The 23692-nt window shown below is 42.1% G+C and carries 18 protein-coding genes and 2 pseudogenes; all 20 read left to right on the top strand.

The annotated features are described in order from the left end of the window. The first annotated feature begins 64 nt into the window (after nucleotides 1–64). The 20 genes and pseudogenes from O3646_RS09020 (at nucleotide 65) to O3646_RS08925 (ending at nucleotide 23654) form a co-directional block, all read left to right on the top strand. A complete protein-coding gene (locus O3646_RS09020; RefSeq protein ID WP_070589996.1) occupies nucleotides 65–796 on the top strand; it encodes an ABC transporter ATP-binding protein in 732 nt (243 codons plus the stop codon). Next, the gene (locus O3646_RS09015; RefSeq protein ID WP_371605627.1) at nucleotides 793–1848 is read left to right on the top strand and encodes an ABC transporter permease; all 1056 of its coding nucleotides are present in this window, start codon (nucleotides 793–795) and stop codon (nucleotides 1846–1848) included. Before O3646_RS09020 ends, O3646_RS09015 begins: the two co-directional genes overlap by 4 nt. Before the next feature lie 40 nt (nucleotides 1849–1888). Beyond that, entirely contained in the window at nucleotides 1889–2683 is a 795-nt protein-coding gene (gene ccrZ / locus O3646_RS09010) for a cell cycle regulator CcrZ (RefSeq protein WP_003018442.1), read from the top strand. After that, the gene (gene trmB / locus O3646_RS09005) at nucleotides 2680–3315 is read left to right on the top strand and encodes a tRNA (guanosine(46)-N7)-methyltransferase TrmB (RefSeq protein ID WP_014712710.1); all 636 of its coding nucleotides are present in this window, start codon (nucleotides 2680–2682) and stop codon (nucleotides 3313–3315) included. Before ccrZ ends, trmB begins: the two co-directional genes overlap by 4 nt. A gap of 97 nt (nucleotides 3316–3412) precedes the next feature. Further along, the gene (gene rimP, locus O3646_RS09000) at nucleotides 3413–3892 is read left to right on the top strand and encodes a ribosome maturation factor RimP (protein ID WP_003018457.1); all 480 of its coding nucleotides are present in this window, start codon (nucleotides 3413–3415) and stop codon (nucleotides 3890–3892) included. Nucleotides 3893–3936: 44 nt separating this feature from the next. Beyond that, nucleotides 3937–5079 (top strand): transcription termination factor NusA, encoded by a 1143-nt coding sequence (gene nusA, locus O3646_RS08995; protein ID WP_003010402.1) that lies wholly within the window; start codon nucleotides 3937–3939, stop codon nucleotides 5077–5079. A 14-nt stretch (nucleotides 5080–5093) separates the two neighbouring features. After that, entirely contained in the window at nucleotides 5094–5390 is a 297-nt protein-coding gene (gene rnpM / locus O3646_RS08990) for an RNase P modulator RnpM (protein WP_003010401.1), read from the top strand. After that, nucleotides 5383–5682 carry a YlxQ-related RNA-binding protein gene (locus tag O3646_RS08985; RefSeq protein ID WP_045760253.1) on the top strand — a complete coding sequence of 100 codons (300 nt, stop codon included), beginning with the start codon at nucleotides 5383–5385 and terminating at the stop codon, nucleotides 5680–5682. Before rnpM ends, O3646_RS08985 begins: the two co-directional genes overlap by 8 nt. A 16-nt stretch (nucleotides 5683–5698) precedes the next feature. Further along, nucleotides 5699–5822 (top strand): annotated as a pseudogene (locus O3646_RS08980) (translation initiation factor IF-2 N-terminal domain-containing protein); the annotation flags it as partial. Nucleotides 5823–5920: 98 nt separating this feature from the next. Further along, nucleotides 5921–8413: pseudogene (gene infB, locus O3646_RS08975) on the top strand (translation initiation factor IF-2); the annotation flags it as partial. Nucleotides 8414–8487: 74 nt separating this feature from the next. Then, complete coding sequence (gene rbfA / locus O3646_RS08970; protein WP_003003976.1) at nucleotides 8488–8838, top strand: 30S ribosome-binding factor RbfA; 351 nt, start codon at nucleotides 8488–8490, stop codon at nucleotides 8836–8838. A 447-nt stretch (nucleotides 8839–9285) separates the two neighbouring features. Then, a complete protein-coding gene (locus O3646_RS08965; protein WP_037608308.1) occupies nucleotides 9286–10917 on the top strand; it encodes a Na/Pi cotransporter family protein in 1632 nt (543 codons plus the stop codon). A gap of 153 nt (nucleotides 10918–11070) precedes the next feature. Beyond that, a complete protein-coding gene (gene nagA / locus O3646_RS08960; protein WP_042760248.1) occupies nucleotides 11071–12228 on the top strand; it encodes an N-acetylglucosamine-6-phosphate deacetylase in 1158 nt (385 codons plus the stop codon). A gap of 172 nt (nucleotides 12229–12400) precedes the next feature. After that, nucleotides 12401–12619, top strand: a complete 219-nt coding sequence (locus O3646_RS08955) for a hypothetical protein (protein WP_003018530.1) — start codon at nucleotides 12401–12403, stop codon at nucleotides 12617–12619. Next, on the top strand, nucleotides 12616–13458 hold the full coding sequence (locus O3646_RS08950) for an aldo/keto reductase (protein WP_371610794.1): 843 nt from the start codon (nucleotides 12616–12618) through the stop codon (nucleotides 13456–13458). The genes O3646_RS08955 and O3646_RS08950 overlap by 4 nt, the downstream gene beginning before the upstream one ends. A 269-nt stretch (nucleotides 13459–13727) precedes the next feature. Continuing rightward, the gene (locus tag O3646_RS08945; RefSeq protein WP_371610793.1) at nucleotides 13728–18146 is read left to right on the top strand and encodes a S8 family serine peptidase; all 4419 of its coding nucleotides are present in this window, start codon (nucleotides 13728–13730) and stop codon (nucleotides 18144–18146) included. Nucleotides 18147–18654: 508 nt separating this feature from the next. Beyond that, complete coding sequence (gene glyQ / locus O3646_RS08940) at nucleotides 18655–19572, top strand: glycine--tRNA ligase subunit alpha (RefSeq protein WP_002886077.1); 918 nt, start codon at nucleotides 18655–18657, stop codon at nucleotides 19570–19572. Nucleotides 19573–19780: 208 nt separating this feature from the next. After that, nucleotides 19781–21817, top strand: a complete 2037-nt coding sequence (gene glyS / locus O3646_RS08935; RefSeq protein ID WP_371610792.1) for a glycine--tRNA ligase subunit beta — start codon at nucleotides 19781–19783, stop codon at nucleotides 21815–21817. 33 nt (nucleotides 21818–21850) lie between these two features. Continuing rightward, nucleotides 21851–22108, top strand: a complete 258-nt coding sequence (locus O3646_RS08930) for a DUF896 family protein (RefSeq protein ID WP_003012632.1) — start codon at nucleotides 21851–21853, stop codon at nucleotides 22106–22108. Between the two features lie 163 nt (nucleotides 22109–22271). Continuing rightward, nucleotides 22272–23654 (top strand): amino acid permease, encoded by a 1383-nt coding sequence (locus tag O3646_RS08925; protein WP_049490975.1) that lies wholly within the window; start codon nucleotides 22272–22274, stop codon nucleotides 23652–23654. The last annotated feature ends 38 nt before the right edge of the window (nucleotides 23655–23692 follow it).

Below are 23692 nucleotides of genomic sequence, written 5' to 3'. Positions count from 1 at the left end.
TACACCTCATTTAGACTAAATTTTGTTATAATATAAGAACATTATACCAGAAATCGGAGAAAATATGTTAGAAATCAACAAGTTGACAGGGGGCTATGTCAACATCCCTGTCCTGAAAGAGGTGAGTTTTTCAGTTCCGGATGGCCAACTGATTGGTTTGATTGGACTAAATGGAGCTGGGAAGTCAACCACGATTAATGAAATTATTGGTCTCCTGCATCCTTATGCTGGGGAAGTACGGATTGACGGCTTGAGTCTGCCAGAAGCTCCAACGGAATACCGCAAGAAAATTGGTTATATTCCAGAAACCCCTAGTCTATATGAAGAATTAACCTTGAGAGAGCATATCGAGACCGTAGCTATGGCCTATGATTTAGACATGGAGCAGGTCATGGTGCGCGTCCAGCCTTTGTTGGAACGATTTCGTTTGGCTGAAAAATTAGATTGGTTCCCGACCCAGTTTTCAAAAGGGATGAAGCAAAAGGTCATGATTATTTGCGCCTATGCAGTGGATCCAAGTCTTTATATTGTCGATGAACCCTTTTTGGGATTGGATCCTGTTGCAATTGCAGATTTGATTCAGTTATTGGCCGATGAGAAAGCAAAAGGAAAATCGATTTTGATGAGTACCCACGTACTGGATTCGGCTGAAAAGATGTGTGATGGTTTTGTGATCCTCCATAAAGGGCAGATCCGAGCAAAAGGGACCTTGGACGAGCTGCGTTCAACTTTTGGGGATGAGAAAGCAAGTCTAAATGATATCTACATGACCTTGACAGAAGAGGAAACAGCATGAAAGAGTTGATGAAAAAACGGCAAGAAACGTTTCGAACTCAATGTGTAAAATATAGCCGCTATGTTCTCAATGATCATTTCGTCCTCTTTATGCTGATTTTCATAGGATTTCTGGCGGTTCAATACAGCCAATTCTTGCAAGATCTACCCAAAGATACAAGCCTGATCCGCTGGAGTCTCTTGATTGGTTTGCTCCTCTTGGTTCCGATAGGCTCTATTGCGACCTACTTAGAGAAGCCCGATGCCTTATTCCTTTTAGTAAAGGAAGAGGAAGTGAAACGTTATATCAAAGGGCAGGCCAAGAAGTCTTTTGTGTTTTGGTTTTTGATTCAAAGTTTTGTCCTTCTATTATTTGTTCCTCTTCTTCTTGCAACGGGGCTGGATAAACTTGCTATTGTAGCTTATATCCTTGTCTTAGGGGTGGCTAAAGGGGCTGTTTTTAGCTGGAAGGAAGCGCGTTTCTACCAGGATGGAAATTTAAATTGGTCCTTGGCCATTGCTCGTGAGAATGCAAGGAAACAATTGATCCTTCGCTTCTTTGCCTTGTTTACAACGGTGAAGGGCATTACCAACAGTGTCAAAAGAAGAGCTTACTTGGATGGTTTCTTAGGGCTTCTTCCCAAAACACATGGGAATACTTGGCTTTACTTATATATGCGCTCCTTCCTACGGAATGGAGATCTTTTCTCTATGACTCTACGACTCTTGGCTCTTTCCATTCTTGCTATCATCTTTATTCCCCAGCCTCTCGTAGTGATTGCCCTTGTAGCCTTGCTCAATTACTTGGTTATTTTTCAATTACTGGGGCTTTATAGTGCTTTTGATTACCAACCGTTGACCCTCCTTTTCCCGATGAAAAAGGGCAGTAAAAAGGCAGGGTTGAACAAAATGATTCAGCTGGTCATGAGCATGATAACGGTGATAGAAGGGGGGATTGGCCTGGTCTTTATTTCAGATAAAGTCCTGTTGTTGGGCTTATTGGCTTATACAGTTGCTTTAACCCTGCTTTATCTTCCATTTAAGATGACGCGCTTGGTTGACGAAAATCGTTAAAATTAGTAAAATAGATTGGAAACTTTTTACGGAGGAAAAGATGGACTCGAATGAAAAAGAGCTAAGCCTCACCCCAATTCCTGGGAAGAGTGGGAAGGCCTACATGGGGACTTACCCAGATGGCGGGCGCGTTTTTGTAAAAATGAATACGACCCCAATCCTTGCGGGTCTAGCAAAAGAACAGATTGCTCCTCAATTGTTATGGAGTCGCCGCTTGCCGGATGGAAATGTGATGAGTGCCCAAGAATGGTTGAATGGGGAAATTCTAACTCCAAATGGAATGTCGAAAAAGCAAGTGGTCAATATTTTAACGAGATTGCACCGATCTAGACCTTTGATGACCCAATTAAAGAAACTTGGTTATCCGGTGGAATCTCCGTTAGAGTTGCTCAATTCTTGGAGCAACCATTTGCCAATTGCCCTACGTCAGAACCACTATATCCAATCAGTCGTAAAGAATTTACGTAAGACAGTGCCTGCCTTTCGGGAGGATTATGCGACGATCGTCCATGGAGATGTTCGTCATAGCAACTGGATTGAGACAGAGAGTGGCTTGATTTATCTAGTCGATTGGGACTCTGTTCGTTTGACAGACCGGATGTTGGATGTGGCGCATATCTTGAGTCACTATATCCCAGATTCTAATTGGCGCGATTGGTTAGGCTATTATGGCTACAAGTACAATCAAAAAGTATTTGATAAACTCTATTGGTTTGGTCAATACTCTTTCTTGTGCCAAATTGCTAAATACTATGAAAATAATGATTTAGAAAATGTCAATCGCGAGATCTATGCTCTGCGCAATTTCCGGTTGAAATATGGAAAGGAAATATGAGAGTTAGAAATCGCAAGGGAGCGACTGAATTATTAGAAGCGAATCCGCAATATGTGGTCCTAAATCCAGAAGATGCCAAGGGGAAATGGCATGAGATTTTCGGGAATGATCATCCCATTCATATTGAAGTTGGAAGCGGAAAAGGGGCCTTTATTACTGGGATGGCCAAGGCCAATCCAGAGATCAACTACATCGGAATTGATATTCAAAAATCGGTCTTGAGTTATGCCTTAGATAAGGTCTTAGAGGCTGATGTTCCTAACATTAAATTACTTTGGGTAGACGGGGATAGCTTGACCAACTATTTTGAAGATGGAGAGATTGATCAACTCTATCTGAATTTTTCAGATCCCTGGCCTAAGAAACGTCATGAGAAGCGTCGTTTGACTTACAAGACCTTCCTAGATACCTTCAAGCAAATTCTTCCAGAACATGGGGAGATTCACTTTAAGACAGATAATCGTGGATTGTTTGAATATAGCTTGGTGAGTTTTTCGCAATACGGTATGATCTTGAAAGGGGTTTGGTTAGACCTTCATGCCAGTGATTTTGAGGGCAATGTCATGACGGAATATGAGAAGAAGTTCTCAAGTAAAGGCCAGGTCATTTACCGTGTAGAAGCACAGTTTTAGCATATTCCTTGCAATCATTGTGGAATCGTGTTATAATACCTTAAATGAATAGAAAAGGAGAGGCGGGGAAATATCTTCGCCTCTTATCTATGAGGAGGTGGCAACCATCGCAACAATTGTTGACTTAGTAACAGAAGTGATTCAGCCAGCTATAAAGGAACCATTTGAATTGGTCGATGTTGAATATGGCAAAATGGGTGGTGACTACGTCTTAAGCATTTTCGTAGACAAACCAGAAGGAATCACACTGAATGATACAGCGGATTTGACAGAAATCATTAGCCCGCTATTGGATCAAATCAAACCAGACCCATTTCCAGAACAGTACCTCTTAGAGGTTACCAGTCCTGGCCTGGAGAGACCATTGAAAACCAAGGAAGCACTCGAGGGAGCTGTTGGCAAGTACGTCAATATCAGCTTGTACAAGGCTGTTGAAAAGCAAAAGGTCTTTGAGGGGAATTTGGTAGGTTTTGAAGAGGATGTTTTGACCATTGAGTATATGGATAAAACACGGAAGAAAACAGTGGATATTCCTTATAACCTTGTGTCCAAAGCAAGGTTGGCTGTAAAATTGTAACAGAATGAAAGAAAGGATGCCTTTATAGAAGAGGCAAGAATAACATGAGTAAAGAAATGCTAGAAGCCTTCCGCATTTTGGAAGAAGACAAAGGGATCAAAAAAGAAGATATCATCGAAGCAGTCACAGAATCATTGCGTTCAGCTTATCGCCGTCGTTATGGACAATCAGAAAGTGCAGCGATTGAATTCAATGAAAAAACTGGAGATTTCCGTGTTTATACGGTTCGTGAAGTAGTCGATGAGGTCTTTGATAGCCGTTTAGAAATCAGCTTGAAGGATGCCTTGGCCATTAGCTCTGCTTATGAGTTGGGTGACAAGATCAAGTTTGAAGAAGCACCAGCTGAATTTGGTCGTGTAGCAGCTCAATCTGCTAAACAAACGATCATGGAAAAAATGCGTAAGCAAACGCGCACCATCACCTATAACACTTATAAAGAACATGAAAATGAAATCATGAGTGGAACGGTGGAGCGCTTTGACAATCGATTTATCTATGTCAATCTTGGTTCGATCGAAGCTCAATTGTCTAAGCAAGACCAAATTCCAGGAGAAGTATTCCAATCTCATGATCGAATTGAAGTATTTGTCTACAAGGTAGAAGATAATCCACGTGGTGTCAATGTCTTTGTTAGCCGAAGCCACCCTGAAATGATCAAACGTTTGATGGAACAAGAAATTCCTGAAGTCTACGATGGAACTGTTGAGATTATGAGTGTAGCGCGTGAAGCTGGAGATCGTACAAAAGTTGCGGTTCGTAGCCATAATCCAAACGTAGATGCGATTGGGACGATCGTTGGTCGTGGTGGATCGAATATTAAAAAGATTACCAGCAAGTTCCACCCAGCTCGATACGATCAAAAATTAGACCGTATGGTTCCGACAGAAGAAAATATCGATGTCATCGAGTGGGTTCCAGATCCAGCTGAATTTATCTACAATGCGATCGCTCCTGCAGAAGTGGACCAAGTTATTTTTGATGATGAAGATAGCAAACATGCTCTCGTTGTGGTTCCAGATAATAAACTATCTCTTGCCATCGGTCGTCGTGGTCAAAACGTTCGTTTGGCGGCTCATTTGACTGGTTACCGCATTGATATCAAATCTGCTAGTGAGTTCGAAGAAATGGAAGCAGCTCAAGAAACTTTTGAAGACCAAGTAGAAAGTGGCGAAGAGCAAGTCGATTAAGAGAGGGAGGGAAAATGGTAAAAACAAGAAAAATCCCTTTAAGAAAATCTGTCGTTTCAAATGAAATTATTGATAAGCGCGATTTGCTCCGCATTGTCAAAAATAAAGAAGGACAAGTCTTTATCGATCCAACTGGCAAAGCCAATGGTCGAGGTGCTTACATCAAGCTAGACAATGAAGAAGCGGCACTTGCTAAGAAAAAGAAAGTTTTTAATCGTAGCTTTAATATGGAAGTGGAAGAAGCTTTCTATGATGAATTGATCGCTTATGTAGATCATAAGGTGAAGAGAAGAGAGTTAGGCCTTGAATAAGCAAAAGATAAGTAATTTGTTGGGTTTGGCGCAAAGAGCAGGAAAACTCATTTCTGGAGAAGAACTCGTGATCAAAGCCATCCAGGAAGAAAAAGCAAAATTAGTTTTTCTAGCAAATGATGCAGCTAGTAACCTGACAAAAAAGGTGACAGATAAGGGTCACTATTATGAGGTTCAAGTATCTACCGTGTTTTCAACACTAGAATTAAGCACTGCAATTGGACGTTCTCGTAAGGTCGTCGCTGTTGTAGATGCTGGATTTTCAAAGAAAATGAGGTCTCTTATGGAATAGAAGAGGAGGACAGCAATTGTCTAAGAAAAGATTATACGAAATTGCCAAAGAATTGGGCAAGGAAAGTAAAGAAGTCGTCACTCGTGCGAAAGAATTAGGTTTTGACGTCAAGAGTCATGCATCTAGTGTCGATACTGATGTTGCTGAAAAGTTGATCAAGAGCTTTGCAGCGAAAAAAGAAACAGTCGAAAAGAAAGTAGCAGAAGTGGCTGCCAAGACAACGGCTGTCGCAGCGAAAAAAGAAGCAGCGCCCGTCAAAAAAGAAGGAGCAACTGAGACAAAATCAGTAACGCCAGCTGCTAAACCAAAGAGTCGTAACTTTAAAGCGGAACGAGAAGCGCGTGCAAAAGAGCAGGCTGAACGTAGAAAACAACAAGGCAATCGTCCAAAACGCGATCGCAAGGACAATCAGCGTTATGGTGACAACCGAAATCAACGACCACAAGAGCGAAATGAACAACGAAATCAAGGTTCTGAGCGTCGCAATAACCGACCAGATCAAAGACGTAGTGCACAACCCCAAGTAGCACCAAAAGTTGATTTCAAAGCGCGTGCAGCAGCACTGAAAGCTGAACAAAATGCTGAGTACGCACGTGGAAGTGAAGATCGCTACAAACAACAAGCTGCAAAAGCAGAACAAGAACGTCAACAGCGCCGGAAACGGGTAGAAGCACCAGAAGTGAAAGCACCTGTACAGGAGCCAGCTGTTGAGAACCATACAAAACCAGCTGTTGCTGCTGCTCCAGCTCAAGTCGATACACGTCGGAAGAAACAAGCGCGACCAGATAAGAAACGCGATGATTTTGATCGTGAAGAAGATGGTCCAAGAAAACAACAAAGGAATCGAAATAGTCAAAATCAAGTGAGAAATCAGAGAAATAGTAACTGGAATAACAATAAGAAAAATAAAAAAGGAAAGAACAACCGTAATGATGCTCCAAAACCAGTAACAGAGCGTAAATTCCATGAATTACCAAGTGAATTTGAGTATACGGATGGAATGACGGTTGCAGAAATCGCAAAACGCATCAAGCGTGAACCGGCTGAAATCGTCAAGAAACTCTTTATGATGGGAGTCATGGCGACTCAAAACCAATCGCTGGATGGAGATACGATTGAACTCTTGATGGTGGATTATGGAATTGAAGCCAAGAAAAAGGTTGAAGTAGACAATGCCGATATCGAACGCTTCTTCGTTGAAGATGGTTATTTGAATCCAGATGAGTTGGTAGAGCGTCCACCAGTTGTCACCATCATGGGACACGTTGACCACGGGAAGACTACCCTTTTGGATACCCTTCGTAATTCACGTGTAGCAACTGGTGAAGCGGGAGGAATCACTCAGCACATCGGTGCCTACCAAATCGTGGAAAATGGTAAGAAGATTACCTTCTTGGATACACCTGGACACGCGGCCTTTACTTCTATGCGGGCTCGTGGTGCATCTGTTACCGATATTACCATCTTGGTTGTAGCAGCAGATGACGGGGTGATGCCACAGACCATCGAAGCCATCAACCACTCAAAAGCTGCCAATGTTCCAATCATTGTGGCCATCAACAAGATCGATAAACCAGGAGCTAATCCAGAGCGTGTCATCGGTGAATTGGCAGAGCATGGGGTTATGTCAACTGCTTGGGGTGGCGATTCTGAGTTTGTAGAAATCTCAGCCAAGTTCAACCAAAATATCGATGAACTCTTGGAAACGGTCCTTCTTGTGGCTGAAATCCAAGAACTTAAAGCAGATCCAACTGTTCGTGCCATCGGTACTGTTATCGAAGCGCGCTTGGATAAAGGAAAAGGTGCTGTAGCAACCCTCCTTGTTCAACAAGGTACCTTGAATGTCCAAGACCCAATCGTTGTCGGAAATACCTTTGGACGTGTCCGTGCCATGACCAATGACCTTGGACGTCGTGTGAAGGTTGCAGGACCATCTACTCCGGTTTCTATCACTGGTTTGAACGAAGCGCCAATGGCAGGTGACCACTTCGCGGTTTATGAAGATGAAAAATCAGCGCGTGCAGCTGGTGAAGAACGTGCCAAACGTGCTCTGATGAAACAACGTCAAGCAACCAACCGCGTCAGCCTTGAAAATCTCTTTGATACCTTGAAGGCTGGGGAAGTGAAATCTGTTAATGTCATCATTAAAGCCGATGTACAAGGTTCGGTTGAAGCTCTTTCTGCTTCCCTTCAAAAGATTGAAGTAGAAGGTGTGAAAGTGACCATCGTTCACTCAGCAGTTGGTGCGATCAACGAATCAGACGTGACCCTTGCAGAAGCTTCAAATGCCTTCATCATCGGATTTAACGTCCGTCCTACTCCACAAGCACGTCAACAAGCTGAAGCTGACGAGGTGGAAATCCGTCTTCACTCAATTATCTACAAAGTGATTGAAGAAATGGAAGATGCCATGAAGGGTATGTTGGATCCTGAGTTCGAAGAGAAAGTCATCGGGGAAGCAGTTATTCGTGAAACCTTTAAAGTCTCTAAAGTTGGTACTATCGGAGGATTTATGGTCCTTAGTGGTAAGGTTACACGTGATTCCAAAGTTCGTGTCATTCGTGACGGTGTCGTGATCTATGATGGTGCTCTTGCAAGCTTGAAACACTTCAAAGATGATGTCAAAGAGATCACAAATGGTCGTGAAGGTGGATTGATGATTGAAGGTTACAATGATATCAAGACTGATGATACCATCGAAGCCTACATCATGGAAGAAATTAAAAAATAAGCAAGCTGACTAGGAAAAAAGAGGGTTCTCCTCTGATTTCCTAGTTTTTAAACACAAAGCAGAAAGGAGTTCCTATGGCAAGTCATTTTCGGACAGATCGAGTAGGGATGGAAATCAAGCGTGAAGTCAATGAGATTTTACAAAAGAAAGTCCGTGACCCGCGTGTTCAAGGCGTTACTATTACGGATGTTCAAATGCTAGGTGATTTGTCTATGGCCAAAGTGTATTATTCAATTATGAGTGATTTGGCTTCAGACAATCAAAAGGCTCAGACAGGCCTTGAAAAAGCAACAGGAACCATCAAGCGTGAATTAGGTCGGAATTTGAAACTGTACAAGATTCCGGATCTTACTTTTGTCAAAGACGAGTCTATCGAATACGGAAATAAGATCGATGAGATGTTGCGCAATTTGAACAAAGACTAGAGAGGTTGGAAATTTTCCACGCCCAGATTGAAAGATAAAGTCTTCTTAGAAACTTTCCTTAGGTGAGTACGGACGTCAGCGAACTTCTTCGAAGTCCCATGACTAATTATTGAGCCTAAGGTCTCAATAATTCCGAGTACCTGAAACTATTAAGTTTCAGGTACTTTTCTCACGACGAAAAGTTTCAGTAGATGATTGAATCACTCTAACGAGTAACATTTCTTTTTATAGAATTTATTAGATTTATAAAAAAGAATAGTTTGTCTACAGTCTCGGGTTGGAAATTTCCAACTTTTTTTGACTCTTAAAATGAGGAAAATAAAACAGAAAGAAAAAAACGGTTTCAAAAAATAATAGAAATTTACAGAAATCTCTTGTGTGATTGGAAATTATCCTTTACAATAGGAGAGGAGTTTTATTTCTGATCTCAAATTTGGAGGAATGAACATGTCGATTAACTGGCAGGAAATTGTATTTAACTTTTTGGGAGGCCTGGGGCTCTTTCTCTATAGTATTAAAACCATGGGAGAAGGCTTGCAACAGGCTGCAGGAGATCGACTTCGATACTATATTGATAAATATACGAGTAATCCCTTTCTAGGGGTTCTAGTAGGGATTGGGATGACTGCCTTGATTCAGTCGAGTTCAGGGGTTACAGTGATTACGGTCGGTCTGGTGAGTGCAGGACTTCTAACCCTCCGTCAAGCTATTGGTATTGTTATGGGGGCCAATATTGGAACGACTATTACCTCCTTTATCATTGGTTTTAAATTAGGAGACTACGCTCTTCCCATGCTCTTTATCGGAGCGGTTTGTCTCTTCTTTACCAAAAATCGTTTGGTTAATAATGTTGGACGAATCGTTTTTGGTGTCGGTGGTATCTTCTTTGCCCTCAACTTGATGAGTGGGGCTATGGAACCTCTTAAAGATTTGCAAGTCTTTCGTGACTATATGGTGCAGTTAAGTAAAAGTCCTATCTTGGGTGTCTTTGTTGGATCAGGCTTAACACTTTTGATTCAGGCCTCTTCTGCAACCATTGGTATCTTGCAAAATCTCTATGCTAGTCATTTGATTGACCTGAAAGGAGCCCTCCCAGTTCTCTTTGGTGATAATATCGGAACGACCATTACAGCTATCATTGCTTCCTTGGGAGCTAATATTGCGGCCAAACGTGTGGCAGGTGCCCATGTAGCCTTTAATGTTATCGGAACCATTATCTGTCTTGTCTTCCTTGTTCCGTTTACCTCTTTGATTCAATGGTTTGAAACGACTCTTCATTTATCCCCAGAAATGACCATAGCCTTTGCTCACGGAACCTTTAATATAACCAATACCATCATCCAGTTCCCATTCATTGGAGCTTTGGCATACTTTGTGACCAAGCTGATTCCTGGTGAGGATGAGGTTGTCAAATATGAACCGCTCTACTTGGATGAAAACTTGATCACCCAAGCGCCTTCGATTGCTCTTGGAAATGCGAAAAAAGAGTTGCTTCATTTAGGTGGATATGCAGACAAAGCTTTTAATCTTTCTTATGATTATATTGTTCATCAAAATGAGAAAACAGCTGAAAAGGGTCATAAGACAGAAGAAGCCATCAATACCATTGATGATGATTTGACTCGCTACCTGATTCGTTTGTCAAGTGAAGCCTTGAGTCCGAGAGAAAGTGAAGTTCTCACCAATATCTTGGATTCTTCACGGGATTTGGAGCGGATTGGAGATCACGCGGAAGCCTTGATCAATCTGACCGATTATTTAATTCGTAAGAAAGTGGTCTTTTCAGAAGCGGCCTTGGCTGAATTGGAAGATATTTACAACCAAACCCATCAATTTGTAGAGGATGCCTTAAAAGCTGTTGAGAACAATGATGTGAGTCTTGCAAACCAATTGGTAGCACGTCACGAGGCAATTGAAAAGTTGGAGAAAAGACTTCGGAAAACCCATATTCGTCGTTTGAACCAAGGCGAATGTACACCTCAAGCCGGAGTAAACTTTATTGATATCATTTCTCACTATACACGTGTTGCAGACCATGCCATGAATCTCGCTGAAAAAGTACAAATCGAGCAAATTTAAGGAACGTCAAACAGAGTAAGTAGGAAGCTTACTCTGTTTTTTGTTGGATTCTATTCAAAAATAGGTCTAGACCATTTACAAATGGAAGTGAAAGCGTTATAATATGTATGAATATAAATGGAACACAGTTCCTACAATGGAAAGGACGATTTTATGTCTACATATATTAAAGCAGATCAATTTTATTATCCACATGGGGTTCGCCGCGGAGGCTATTTGGAGCTTGTTGATGGCAAGTTTGGAAAACATGTGGAAAGCTTACCAGAAGGTGCGGATGTGCTGGATTATTCTGGTTACAGCATTGCGCCTGGCCTCGTAGATACCCATATTCACGGATTTGGTGGGGTAGATGTGATGGATAATAATATCGAAGGCACTCTCCATACCATGAGTGAAGGGCTCTTGAGTACAGGGGTTACGAGCTTTTTGCCTACGACCTTGACTTCCTCTTACGAACAACTTTTGGCAGTAACTGAAAATATCGGTGCACGATACAAAGAAGCAACAGGAGCTAAGATTCGCGGGATTTATTTTGAAGGACCTTATTTTACAGAAAAATACAAGGGAGCTCAAAACCCATCTTATATGAAGGATCCAAGTATGGAAGAATTCCGGGCTTGGCAAAAAGCTGCCAATGGTCTGTTGAATAAGATTGCCCTTGCTCCCGAGCGTGAAGGGGTGGAAGAATTTGTTCGGACCATTACAGGAGAAGGAGTGACTGTCGCTCTGGGACACTCCAATGCTACTTTTGAAGAAGCTAAAAAAGCGGTTGATGCAGGTGCGAGTGTCTGGGTACATGCCTACAATGGTATGCGTGGTTTGACGCACCGTGAACTCGGTATGGTTGGTGCCATGTATGAGTTGCCTCATACTACAGCAGAGTTGATCTGTGATGGCCATCACGTGGATCCACTAGCGTGTGATATCCTGATGAAACAAAAAGGCAAAGAAAATGTTGCCTTGATTACGGACTGTATGACAGCTGGGGGCTTAGAAGACGGGGACTACATGCTTGGGGAATTCCCAGTCGTGGTTGCTGAAGGGACTGCTCGCTTGAAATCAACTGGTAATCTAGCTGGCTCAATCTTGAAATTGAAAGATGGATTAAAAAATGTTGTAGAGTGGGGGATTGCTAACCCTCACGAAGCAGTGATGATGGCCAGCCTCAATCCGGCAAAATCAGTCCATATTGATGATGTTTGTGGTCAAATTCGAGAAGGATATGATGCGGACTTCATCGTTCTTGATCAAAATTTGGATCTGGTTGCGACCTATCTCGATGGGGTCAAACGTTACCAGGCTACGAACTAGATTCAAGAATTAAAGATAGAATACTTCCTCTCTAAGTCATACCTAGAGAGGTTTTTGTGACGTATTCATGGGGTTAAACAGTCTTGAGGGGCTTTTTGTTTACCGATGGTAGTGCAATTTTGTGAATGCTGTCTTTTCATGCTATAATGGGAATTGAAATGTGAGGTAGCTTATGAAGGCAATTGATATACGTTTTTTATTGATGGGAATTTTTTTCTTGCTCTATGGGATTGTAAGAAAAAATATCTTTATTGTGATCGTTGGTGGGGCATTTTTACTCTATAGTTTTTATAGCAAGAAGATGGAGCCAACCAAGAAGAATATTTTTAAGCCAGAGCTTAAGCTTCGAGGGCCTAAGAAACCGAAATCGAAGAAAGGAAAGAAAAAATGAATCATTATCGTTTAAATAATGGGGTGGAGATTCCTGTATTGGGATTTGGGACGTGGAAAGCAGCGGATGGAGAAGAAGCCTATCAAGCTGTCTTAGCTGCTTTAAAAGCAGGTTATCGCCATATCGATACAGCTGCGATTTATCAGAATGAAGAGAGTGTGGGTCGGGCCATTAAAGACAGTGGTCTTGCGCGCGAAGACCTGTTTATTACCACCAAACTTTGGAATACTCATCACACCTATGAAGACGCTCAAGCTGCTTTGGAAGAGTCTCTTGAGAAACTAGGCTTGGACTATGTGGATCTTTATTTGATTCATTGGCCAAATCCAAAATCACTTCGAGAAAATGATGCTTGGAAACAACGAAATGCTGAGGTTTGGCGAGCAATGGAAGATATGCTAGCTTCTGGCAAGGTTCGGGCTATTGGTATTAGCAATTTTCTGCCTCATCATTTGGAAGCCCTCCTTGAAACAGCTCGGGTCATTCCGGCTGTGAACCAAATTCGTCTAGCACCTGGGGTGTACCAAAGTGAAGCTATTGCAGCGAGTCGCAAGCATGGCATTTTACTAGAGGCTTGGGGACCTTTTGGCCAAGGAGAATTGTTCCAAAATGAACAAGTAAAAGAAATGGCTACTAAATATGGGAAAACCGTTGCTCAACTAGCCCTGGCTTGGAGTTTGCAAGAAGGTTTCCTTCCACTGCCAAAATCGGTTACACCTGAGCGGATTGCGAGTAATCTAAATTGCTTTGATTTTGAATTGACGGCAGATGATATGGAACTCCTTCGCCATCTTCCGGTTGAAGCAGGTGCACCAGATCCGGACACCAAAGATTTTTAAGAGAGAATTTCTATTCATTAATAAAAACCGAGGACAGTTTCGTTCTCGGTTTTTAAAATCCTTTCAATGATTAAATAATTTTAAAACTCCAACAAAAACAGATGTTCTATAATACCTTCCCATACTAATTTACATTTTTCCGAACGAAAATAAATTAATAGTTAGTAACATTCGTGAATGTTACATTTGTGTTACATTTTGTTTTTTGAATGAATTTTCAGACAATTTTGCGTTATAATAGTTACTATTAAAATAAAAGGGGAGTTTCTATGAATAGACAAGAACGTTTTTCATTAAGAAAATACAAATTTGGTGTAGCCTCAGTTTTATTAGGGGCTGTTTTGGTATTTGGATCTGCACAAGCGAGTGCTGAAGAACAAGCAGCCAGCCAAACAAGTGCTGGAACACAGCTTGTAGCCACTACTCAACAGGCACCTGCTGAAGAAGAGCATTCACAAGCAACAGAAGCAAATACAGCAGTTGCTAGTGAGAAAGTAGAAGTTGCAAAAGAAGCAACAGTTGCTGAAAAGACAACGAATGCAACAGAAGCAGCTCATGTTGAAAAAACAGAAGCTCCGAAAGAAGCAGCTACTGTTCCAGAAACAAAACCGGAAGTAGCGGAAAAACCTGTAGAAAAAGCAACAGCAGTGGCTACCGCGACAAGTTCTGAAACTACAAATCGCCGTGAGGCAGCTGAAAAACCTCAAAGCATCGAAAGTGACGAAATTATTACAGTTCCCCAAACCTGGAAGCAAGGCTATAAAGGGGAAGGGATGGTTGTCGCCGTCATCGACTCTGGCTTGGATGTGAACCACGAGGTTCTTCGGATTACCGATCCTTCAAAAGCTAAGTTTAAAAACCAAGAAGAAATCGAAGCTGCTAAGAAAGCGGCAGGAATCGATTATGGTAAATGGTACAACGACAAGGTTGTCTACGCTTATGACTACTTTGATGGGACCGACAATATCAAAGAGGCCGAAAGAGATTCTCATGGGATGCACGTTACAGGGATTGCAACAGGGAATCCTGATAAAGAAGCAGGAAACGGAGAAAAGATCTATGGTGTAGCACCAGAAGCGCAAGTTATGTTTATGCGTGTCTTTTCAGATCGTCAAAAAACAACGGGTTCTGCTCTTTATGTAAAAGCAATTGATGATGCTGTAGCTCTTGGTGCAGATACCATCAATATGAGTCTTGGATCTTCTACTGGTTCTACGGTCAATGCAGGTTCAGATATCATTGACGCCATCAAACGGGCGCGTGCTAAAGGTGTATCTGTCCTAATCTCTGCAGGAAATAGCAATACTTTTGGGAATGGTTATTCAAGACCAGCTGCAGAAAATCCAGATTACGGCTTGGTCGGAAACCCATCAACAGTAGAGGACTCTATTTCTGTTGCTTCAATCAATAATAAAATCATTACCACAGAGGTTTTTGAAGTCAAGGGCCTTGAAGGTAATGCAGAAGTAGATAACGGGAAGTTTGACTACAGTAAATCTGCAACAGATACAGACTTTGAAAAAGGTAAAGAATATGAGTATGTATCAGTTGGTCTTGGGAAAGAAGATGATTTCAAAGATCTAGATCTTACTGGTAAATTGGCGCTTATCCAACGCGGGGAAATTCCATTCTCAGAAAAGATTGCCAATGCCCTCCATCATGGTGCAGTAGGGGCTATGGTCTACAATAATGTGGAAGGATCAAACCTTGGAATGGCAATTGATGGAGATGCTAAGAAAATTCCATCTGTCTTCATTTCAAAACGCTATGGGGAAGCTCTGAAAGCTGGATCTTACAAAGTTGTCTTTAACAATACCATGGCCAACCGTCCATCTCCAGAAGCAGACCAATTGTCTGATTTCTCAAGCTGGGGAGTGACAACAGATGGTCAGTTGAAACCAGATGTCACAGCACCTGGTGGGAATATCTTCTCTTCTTTAAATGACAATACCTACGGGGATATGAGTGGTACTAGTATGGCCTCACCTCACGTAGCAGGTGTTGCAGCCTTGGTTAAAGAATACCTTGTGAAGAACCATCCAGAATTGACTCCTGAACAAGTGTCTGCAACTGTGAAAGCCTTGATTATGTCTACGGCTAAACCGCATGTTAACAAAGAAACCGGTGTCTATACGTCTCCACGCCAACAAGGAGCAGGGGTTGTCGATACAGCAGCGGCCGTTTCAACAGACTTGTATGTGACTGGTGAAAACAACTATCCAAGCATCACTCTTGGTAATGTTGGAGATAGTTTTACCTTTGATGTCACTGTCCACAATATTTCAGATACCGATCGTACCTTGAAAATGTTGGTAAATACAGACACAGATGAAGTGAAGGATGGTAAATTTACCCTTCGTCCACGTAAATTAACAGAAACTGCTTGGCCTGAAGTAACCGTGAAAGCACATAGTTCTGAAACAGTTACAGTGAAAGTCGACACAAGTAAGTTCACAGAAGAATTAAGCAAAGAAATGCCAAATGGCTATTTCCTTGAAGGATTTGTTCGTTTTGTCGATCCAGCAGATGATGGGGATGTAGTTAGCTTGCCATTTATGGGATTCAAGGGAGAATTCCAAAACCTTCCAGCTGTTGAAAAACCAATCTATGATTTGGTTCGTGAAGGAAAAGATGGCTTCTACTATCATGTTCCAAAAGATTTGAATATCTCATCGAGTGCCAATGTTTCTGCGCTCGTCACCCTTCAAAATGACCTTCTCCTTACACAAGGGAAACGAGATGGTCGTCGGATTACCGTTCTTGGTATTGAAGAAAATGCGGAAGGAACTCACTCTCTTCAACTAGATGAGAATGGAAATGTTCGCATTGCCATTTCACCAAATGAAGATGGAAATAAAGATCTCGTTGAATACAAGACGGTTGCTCTTCGAAACATTGAAAACCTTCATGCAACTGTCTATGCAGCAAGCGATACGGAACATAAAAATCCACTGTGGGAAGGAACTCCATCTGATCATCGTAAGAACTTCTTTGATGGCAATGAAAAGAACCCACGTAGCTATACACTAGATAACACTGCTTGGAACGGTACCGATGCAAATGGGAAAGCAGTAGCAGATGGTGTATATGATTATGTCATTCGTTACACACCAATGGTTCCTGGAGCTGAGGAGCAATCAACAACCTTCAAGGTTCAAGTCGATACTCAAAAACCAGTGATCACATCTGGATATATCCGTTTCAAAGATGGGGCTCAACAGTTTGTAGCACGTAAAGCCAAAGATGTTGGCGATGGTGGTATCTTAACTGAAAAACTCGTCTACGTGACTCCATTCGATGATCAGGGGACAATGGTCCAAACCAGTGAAGATAAGAATGGTACACGTGCGCTTGAAAATTACCATGTGATCAAGGCCAATGTAGATGGTAGCTTCGATCTTCCTGAAAACATCGATAAGAAGAATATCTACTACTATGTAGAAGACTTTGCGGGTAACGTAGATTATGTTTCACTAGCTGATTTAGTTCGGGATCAAAATAGTGGTCGGGTTCAAATTGCAGTTCGTGACGCTAAAACGAACAAAGATTTGGATACTATGTATGTTTACCGAATCAAAGATAGCAATGGTCAATACGTATCAGTTGATAAGACAAAAGATATTAACTTCTTGAACTTTGGTCATTATACTGCAGAAATCTTTACGTATGATCGTACAGAAGTGAAATTTGTCAGCAGCTTGACGCAAGAATTTGATTTGACAGAGGATAATAGTTTCCAAACGATCGCTTTCCTTGCTAATACTTTGGAATACGCGCCAGTTAGCATCAGCTTTGATCAACCGGTTTCAAAAGCAGCTACGATCGTATTAAAAGGGGCAGATGGTGAAAACTTTGTCTTGCCTGCTGAAAAATATGGTAAAAATGGCTTTGGTAAATCTGTAGCAACTGGTCAATATACCTTGGTTGCAACTCTTCCTACAGGCTATGAACTAGCTGAGGAAGCACCAGTGATCTCAGTTGTCGCAGGGCGCAACAACAATTATCGTATTGGAGTGATCTCAAAAGTGGATCTCTTAGCTGCTTTGAACAACCAAGCAGATGTTACAAAGACAGCGCAATACTTCAATGCCAGTGCGGATAAGAAGGAAGCCTATGATCAAGCCTTGCAAGCTGCCCAAGCAGCCTTGACCAACAAGGTTAGTCAAGAGCAAGTCAACCAAGCTCTAGCTAGTCTTGAAGCTGCCAGCCAAGCTTTGGATGGGAAAGATTCAAACGTTGCGGCCTTGAAAGAAGCAATGCAGGCTTACGATGCTACGACTAAAACTGGTCGTTATGCCAATGCCAAAGAAAAAGTACGTCGCGACTACGATCGTGCTTTCCAAACAGTTGCCTTGCTTGCAGTTGATCCAACTGTGAAACAAGAACAAATCAATCAAGCACTTGCTGAGCTTAGCCGTGCGGAAGGAAAATTAAACGGGAAAGCAACTGATTTTTCAAGCCTTGAAAAATACATCAAGGAAGAATTGAAGTTCCAAGAAAAGAATGCGAAATTCATCTATGCTGGAAATGAAGAAAAAGAAGCTTACCTAGTAGCCTTCAAGGATGCACAAACTATCCTTTCAAATCCAGGAGCAAGCCAACAAGATGTGAAAGATGCTTTGACAGCCTTGAAGAATGCCAAGAAAAAACTTCATGGTAAAAAACCAAAAGCTGCAAGACGTCCATAAGAAAAACAACCTTGTTTGTTAGCCTAAAATCCGTATGAAACGATTGTTTCATGCGGATTTTAATTTACAAGTCACTAAAAATCTGCTATAATACTAGTCAAGAAAGAAGGGCTTACGGCGTTTTTCTAGCGAGCTTGGGATAGTGAGAGCCAAGTAGAGCAAAGTAAGCAAGTGGCGCTTTCTCTCAGTAAAAATCTGAGTAAAGTAAAATAAAATGAAGTAATAAATTAGGGTGGAACCGCGTTTTTGACGCCCCTAGGTCACAGACTTAGGAGCAGAGACACGGTTCTTTTTGTATCCTGAGTCACAAGAAACTTTATGAATAAGGAGTATTCAATGTCAAAAAAACTAACCTTTCACTGCGTTAGTGGCAGAGACCTCCTTACAGTCGGACTGCCCCACGCTCAGGCACCCTGGTGCCTGAGCTAGACGCAGTACTAACTCGTCTTGCCTCGTATGATCGACGAGGCAGACTCATGTCGCAAGAATTTATAAAAAGGAGAAGAAGATGTCAAAAAAACTAACCTTCCAAGAAATTATTTTGACTTTGCAACAATACTGGAATGACCAGGGTTGTATGCTCATGCAAGCTTATGATAATGAAAAAGGTGCGGGAACCATGAGTCCGTATACCTTCCTTCGTGCCATTGGTCCTGAACCATGGAATGCGGCTTATGTAGAGCCATCACGTCGTCCAGCGGACGGTCGTTACGGAGAAAACCCAAACCGCCTTTACCAACACCACCAATTCCAAGTGGTCATGAAACCTTCTCCATCAAATATCCAAGAACTCTACCTTGAGTCATTGGAAAAATTGGGGATCAATCCTTTGGAACACGATATTCGTTTCGTTGAAGATAACTGGGAAAACCCATCAACTGGTTCAGCTGGTCTTGGTTGGGAAGTTTGGTTGGATGGTATGGAAATCACTCAGTTCACCTACTTCCAACAAGTTGGTGGGTTGGCAACTGGCCCAGTAACTTCTGAGGTCACTTATGGATTGGAACGTTTGGCTTCTTACATCCAAGAAGTAGACTCAGTTTATGATATCGAGTGGGCTCCAGGCGTTAAATACGGAGAAATCTTCCTTCAACCAGAATATGAACACTCAAAATACAGCTTTGAAGTTTCTGACCAAGATATGCTTCTTGAAAACTTCGAAAAATTTGAAAAAGAAGCAGGACGTGCTTTGGAATTAGGCCTTGTTCACCCTGCCTATGACTACGTTTTGAAATGTTCACATACCTTCAACTTGCTTGACGCTCGTGGAGCAGTATCCGTTACAGAACGTGCCGGTTACATTGCCCGTATCCGTAACTTGGCTCGTGTAGTAGCTAAAACCTTCGTCGCAGAACGTAAGAAACTTGGTTATCCACTTCTCGACGAAGCCACACGCGCCAAACTCCTAGCAGAAGAGGAAGAATAAAAAGAGTGTATTAGATAGGATAGGTTAATAGAGTAACCTTACAGAACCAGTTGCCACTGTGATTTAGGTATCGTTAGAGAAACTAACGATACCAGACAAAATTGGAGACCTTAGGCTCCAATTTTAGCAATGAAACGACGAAGTCGGTTGCTTGCGTGCCAATCACATAAGGCAAACTGGAAAAAAAGATATTTTTCGGAGAAAAAACATGACAAAAAACTTATTAGTAGAACTTGGACTTGAAGAGTTGCCAGCCTACGTTGTCACACCAAGTGAAAAACAACTCGGTGAGAAAATGGCAGCCTTCTTGGATGACAACCGACTTTCATACGAAAGCATTCAAACCTTCTCAACACCACGCCGTTTGGCTATCCGTGTGATTGGTTTAGCAGATCAACAATCTGATTTGACCGAAGATTTTAAAGGACCTTCTAAGAAAATCGCCTTGGATGCAGATGGAAACTTCTCAAAAGCGGCTCAAGGATTCGTCCGTGGGAAAGGCTTGACGGTTGATGATATCGAATTCCGTGAAGTCAAGGGTGAAGAGTACGTTTATGTTACGAAGCACGAAGCTAGAAAACCAGCTAAAGAAGTCTTGGCTGGCCTTCCAGAGGTGCTTGCTTCATTGACCTTCCCTGTTAGCATGCACTGGGCTAACAACACCTTTGAATACATTCGCCCAGTTCACACCTTGATCGTTCTTTTGGGCGACGAAGCACTCGACCTTGATTTCTTGGATATTAAGTCGGGTCGTGTGAGTCGTGGGCACCGTTTCCTTGGACATGAAGTAGAAATTACCAATGCGGATTCGTATGAAGAAGACCTTCGCACGGTTTACGTGATTGCGGATAGCAAAGAACGTGAAAACATGATTCGTGAGCAAATTAAGGCTATCGAAGCAGAACAAGGTGTTCAAGTTCAAATCGAAGAAGGACTTTTGAACGAAGTCTTGAACTTGGTCGAATATCCAACTGCCTTTATGGGAAGTTTTGACACTAAATATTTGGATGTTCCAGAAGAAGTTTTGGTGACCTCAATGGAAACGCACCAACGTTACTTTGTTGTACGTGACCTTGATGGTAAGCTGAAACCAAACTTCATCTCCGTCCGTAATGGGAACGCTGAGCACTTGGAAAATGTTATCCGAGGAAATGAAAAAGTCTTGGTGGCACGTCTTGAAGATGGTGAATTTTTCTGGCGTGAAGACCAAAAACTTAAGATTGAAGACCTCGTTGCTAAATTGGCGAACGTGACCTTCCATGAAAAAATTGGTTCTCTTTCAGAACACATGGCGCGTGCGGGTGTTATTGCAGCGTCACTAGCTGAGCAAGCTGGTTTGACTGCAGAAGAAACGGCAGCCGTCGCTCGTGCAGCTGAAATCTACAAATTTGACCTCTTGACGGGCATGGTCGGTGAGTTTGATGAATTGCAAGGAATCATGGGTGAAAAATACGCCCTTCTCGCTGGTGAAGATGCTGCGGTTGCGAGAGCTATCCGTGAGCACTACCTTCCTGATTCAGCAGACGGAGCCCTTCCAGAGACTAAGGTTGGTGCCATTCTTGCCCTTGCAGATAAATTGGATACCCTTCTTTCCTTCTTCTCAGTTGGCTTGATTCCATCAGGTTCCAATGACCCTTATGCACTTCGTCGTGCAACACAAGGGATTGTTCGTATCTTGGATGCCTTTGGTTGGCACATCCCTATGGATGAGTTGATTGATAGCCTTTACGGACTTTCATTTGATAGCCTTTCCTATGACAATCAAGCAGAAGTGCTCAACTTCATCAAGGCGCGTGTGGACAAGATGATGGGACGCACACCAAAAGATATCAAAGACGCTGTTCTTGCTGGTTCAAACTTTGTCGTGGCTGATATGCTGGAAGCAGCTGAAGCTCTTTCAGAAGCTGCGAAGACCGATGGTTACAAGGCAGCTGTTGAATCCCTCTCACGTGCTTTCAACTTGGCAGAAAAAGCAGATGCTTCAGTAGCAGTCGACGCTAGTCTCTTTGAAAATGATCAAGAAAAAGCCCTTGCTAAAGCGATTGAAGAGCTTGAATTGACCGGTTCAGCTAGCGACAAATTGGCTCAACTCTTTGCTCTGAGCCCAGTCATTGATGCTTTCTTTGACAATACCATGGTGATGGCAGAAGATGAGGCTGTTAAAAACAACCGTTTGGCCCTTCTTGCAGGTCTTGTAGCGAAAGCTAATAATGTTGCAGCCTTCAACCAATTGAACACAAAATAAGTACCTGATGACAGGTAGAAAGTAGGTTTTATTATGACACCTGAAAAAATCGCTCGTATCAATGAGCTTGCTAAAAAGAAAAAAACAGAAGGTTTGACTCCTGAAGAAGCAGTGGAACAAGCAAAACTTCGTGAAGAATACATTGAAGGTTATCGTCGTTCGGTTCGTCACCACATCGAAGGGATCAAAATTGTGGATGAAGAAGGTAACGATGTAACACCTGAGAAACTACGCCAAGTGCAACGTGAAAAAGGTTTGCATGGCCGTAGCCTCGATGACCCTAATTCATAAGCAAAAGAGTGCTGGAAGAGACTCCAGCACTCTTTTTAATCTATAAAATTCAGAATATTCTGGACTGGATTGACCAATTTTTAAAAACATGGTATAGTAGATTGTATGAAAATTTGAAGTATACTTTTCTGAAAATGTACAGAAAAAGAATGGGAGTAATTATATGTCAAAAAAACATCATCCTGGTGAAGAAACCGAAAATGGGATGGTTCGTGGTCTGCAAAATCGGCATGTTCAGCTGATCGCTATTGCAGGAACCATCGGGACAGGACTCTTTCTTGGAGCCGGTCGTTCCCTTTCTTTGACAGGGCCCTCTATTATTTTAGTCTATATGCTGACTGGCGCCTTCATGTACTTGATGATGCGGGCAATCGGAGAAATGCTCTATATGGACCCTGATCAACACACCTTTATCAACTTTATCACCAAGTATATAGGAAAAGGTTGGGGTTATTTTTCAGGATGGTCCTATTGGGTCTCCTTGGTATTTTTGGGAATGGCAGAGATCACCGCTGTTTCCAACTATGTCCAGCTTTGGTTTCCAAATTGGCCAGCCTGGCAGATTCAAATTATCTTTTTAGCGCTCTTAAGTTGTGTAAACTTGATCGCTGTGAAGGTTTTTGGAGAGGTTGAATTCTGGTTTGGAATGATCAAGATTGTCACGATTTTAGCCTTGATCGCAACAGGAATCTTTATGGTGACGACGAATTTTGAAACACCAGCTGGACACGCTAGCTTAAGTAACATTACCAATGGTTTTCAAATGTTTCCAAATGGTTGGGTCAAGTTCGTCATGGCCTTCCAAATGGTCTTCTTTGCTTACCAAGCAATCGAATTTGTTGGAATTACTACTTCTGAAACCGCTAATCCCCGCCAAGTATTGCCAAAAGCTATTAAAGAAATTCCAATCCGGATTGTAATCTTTTATGTAGGAGCTTTGTTGGCGATTATGGCTATTTTCCCTTGGCAACAGCTTCCTGTCAATAAGTCACCGTTTGTAACGGTCTTTCAGATGGTAGGAATCAAGTGGGCAGCTGGATTGATTAATTTTGTTGTACTGACAGCTGCTGCATCTTCCTTGAATTCCACCCTCTATTCAACAGGGCGTCACTTGTACCAGATTGCAAAAGAAACACCAAACAGCAAAGTGATGAATCGTTTGAAACTGAATAGCTTATCTCGTATGGGGATTCCAAGTCGCGCGATTATTTTTTCTGCGATTGTGGTTGCTGTTTCTGCCTTTATCAATGTCTTGCCAGGTGTCTCAGATGCCTTTGCCTTGATTACGGCCTCTTCTTCTGGTGTCTACATTGCTATTTACATTTTGACTATGCTTGCCCATCTTAAGTACCGTAAATCGAAAGAATTTATGCCAGATGGTTTTGTCATGCCAGCCTATAAAGTGTTGAATCCATTGACCATTGTTTTCTTCCTCTTCGTATTCGTTTGTCTCTTTTTGCAAGAATCAACATACATTGGAGCGATTGGAGCAACCATCTGGATCATTCTTTTTGGGATTTACAGCAATTGGAAACATAGTAAATAAACTGCAAGAGGCTGGGACAAAAGTCCTAGCCTCTCAAT

It is taken from the genome of Streptococcus sp. 27098_8_148 (assembly GCF_041432105.1).
GTDB classification, from domain to species: Bacteria; Bacillota; Bacilli; order Lactobacillales; family Streptococcaceae; genus Streptococcus; species Streptococcus parasanguinis_AE.
This window is presented reverse-complemented; position numbering and strand designations above follow the sequence as displayed.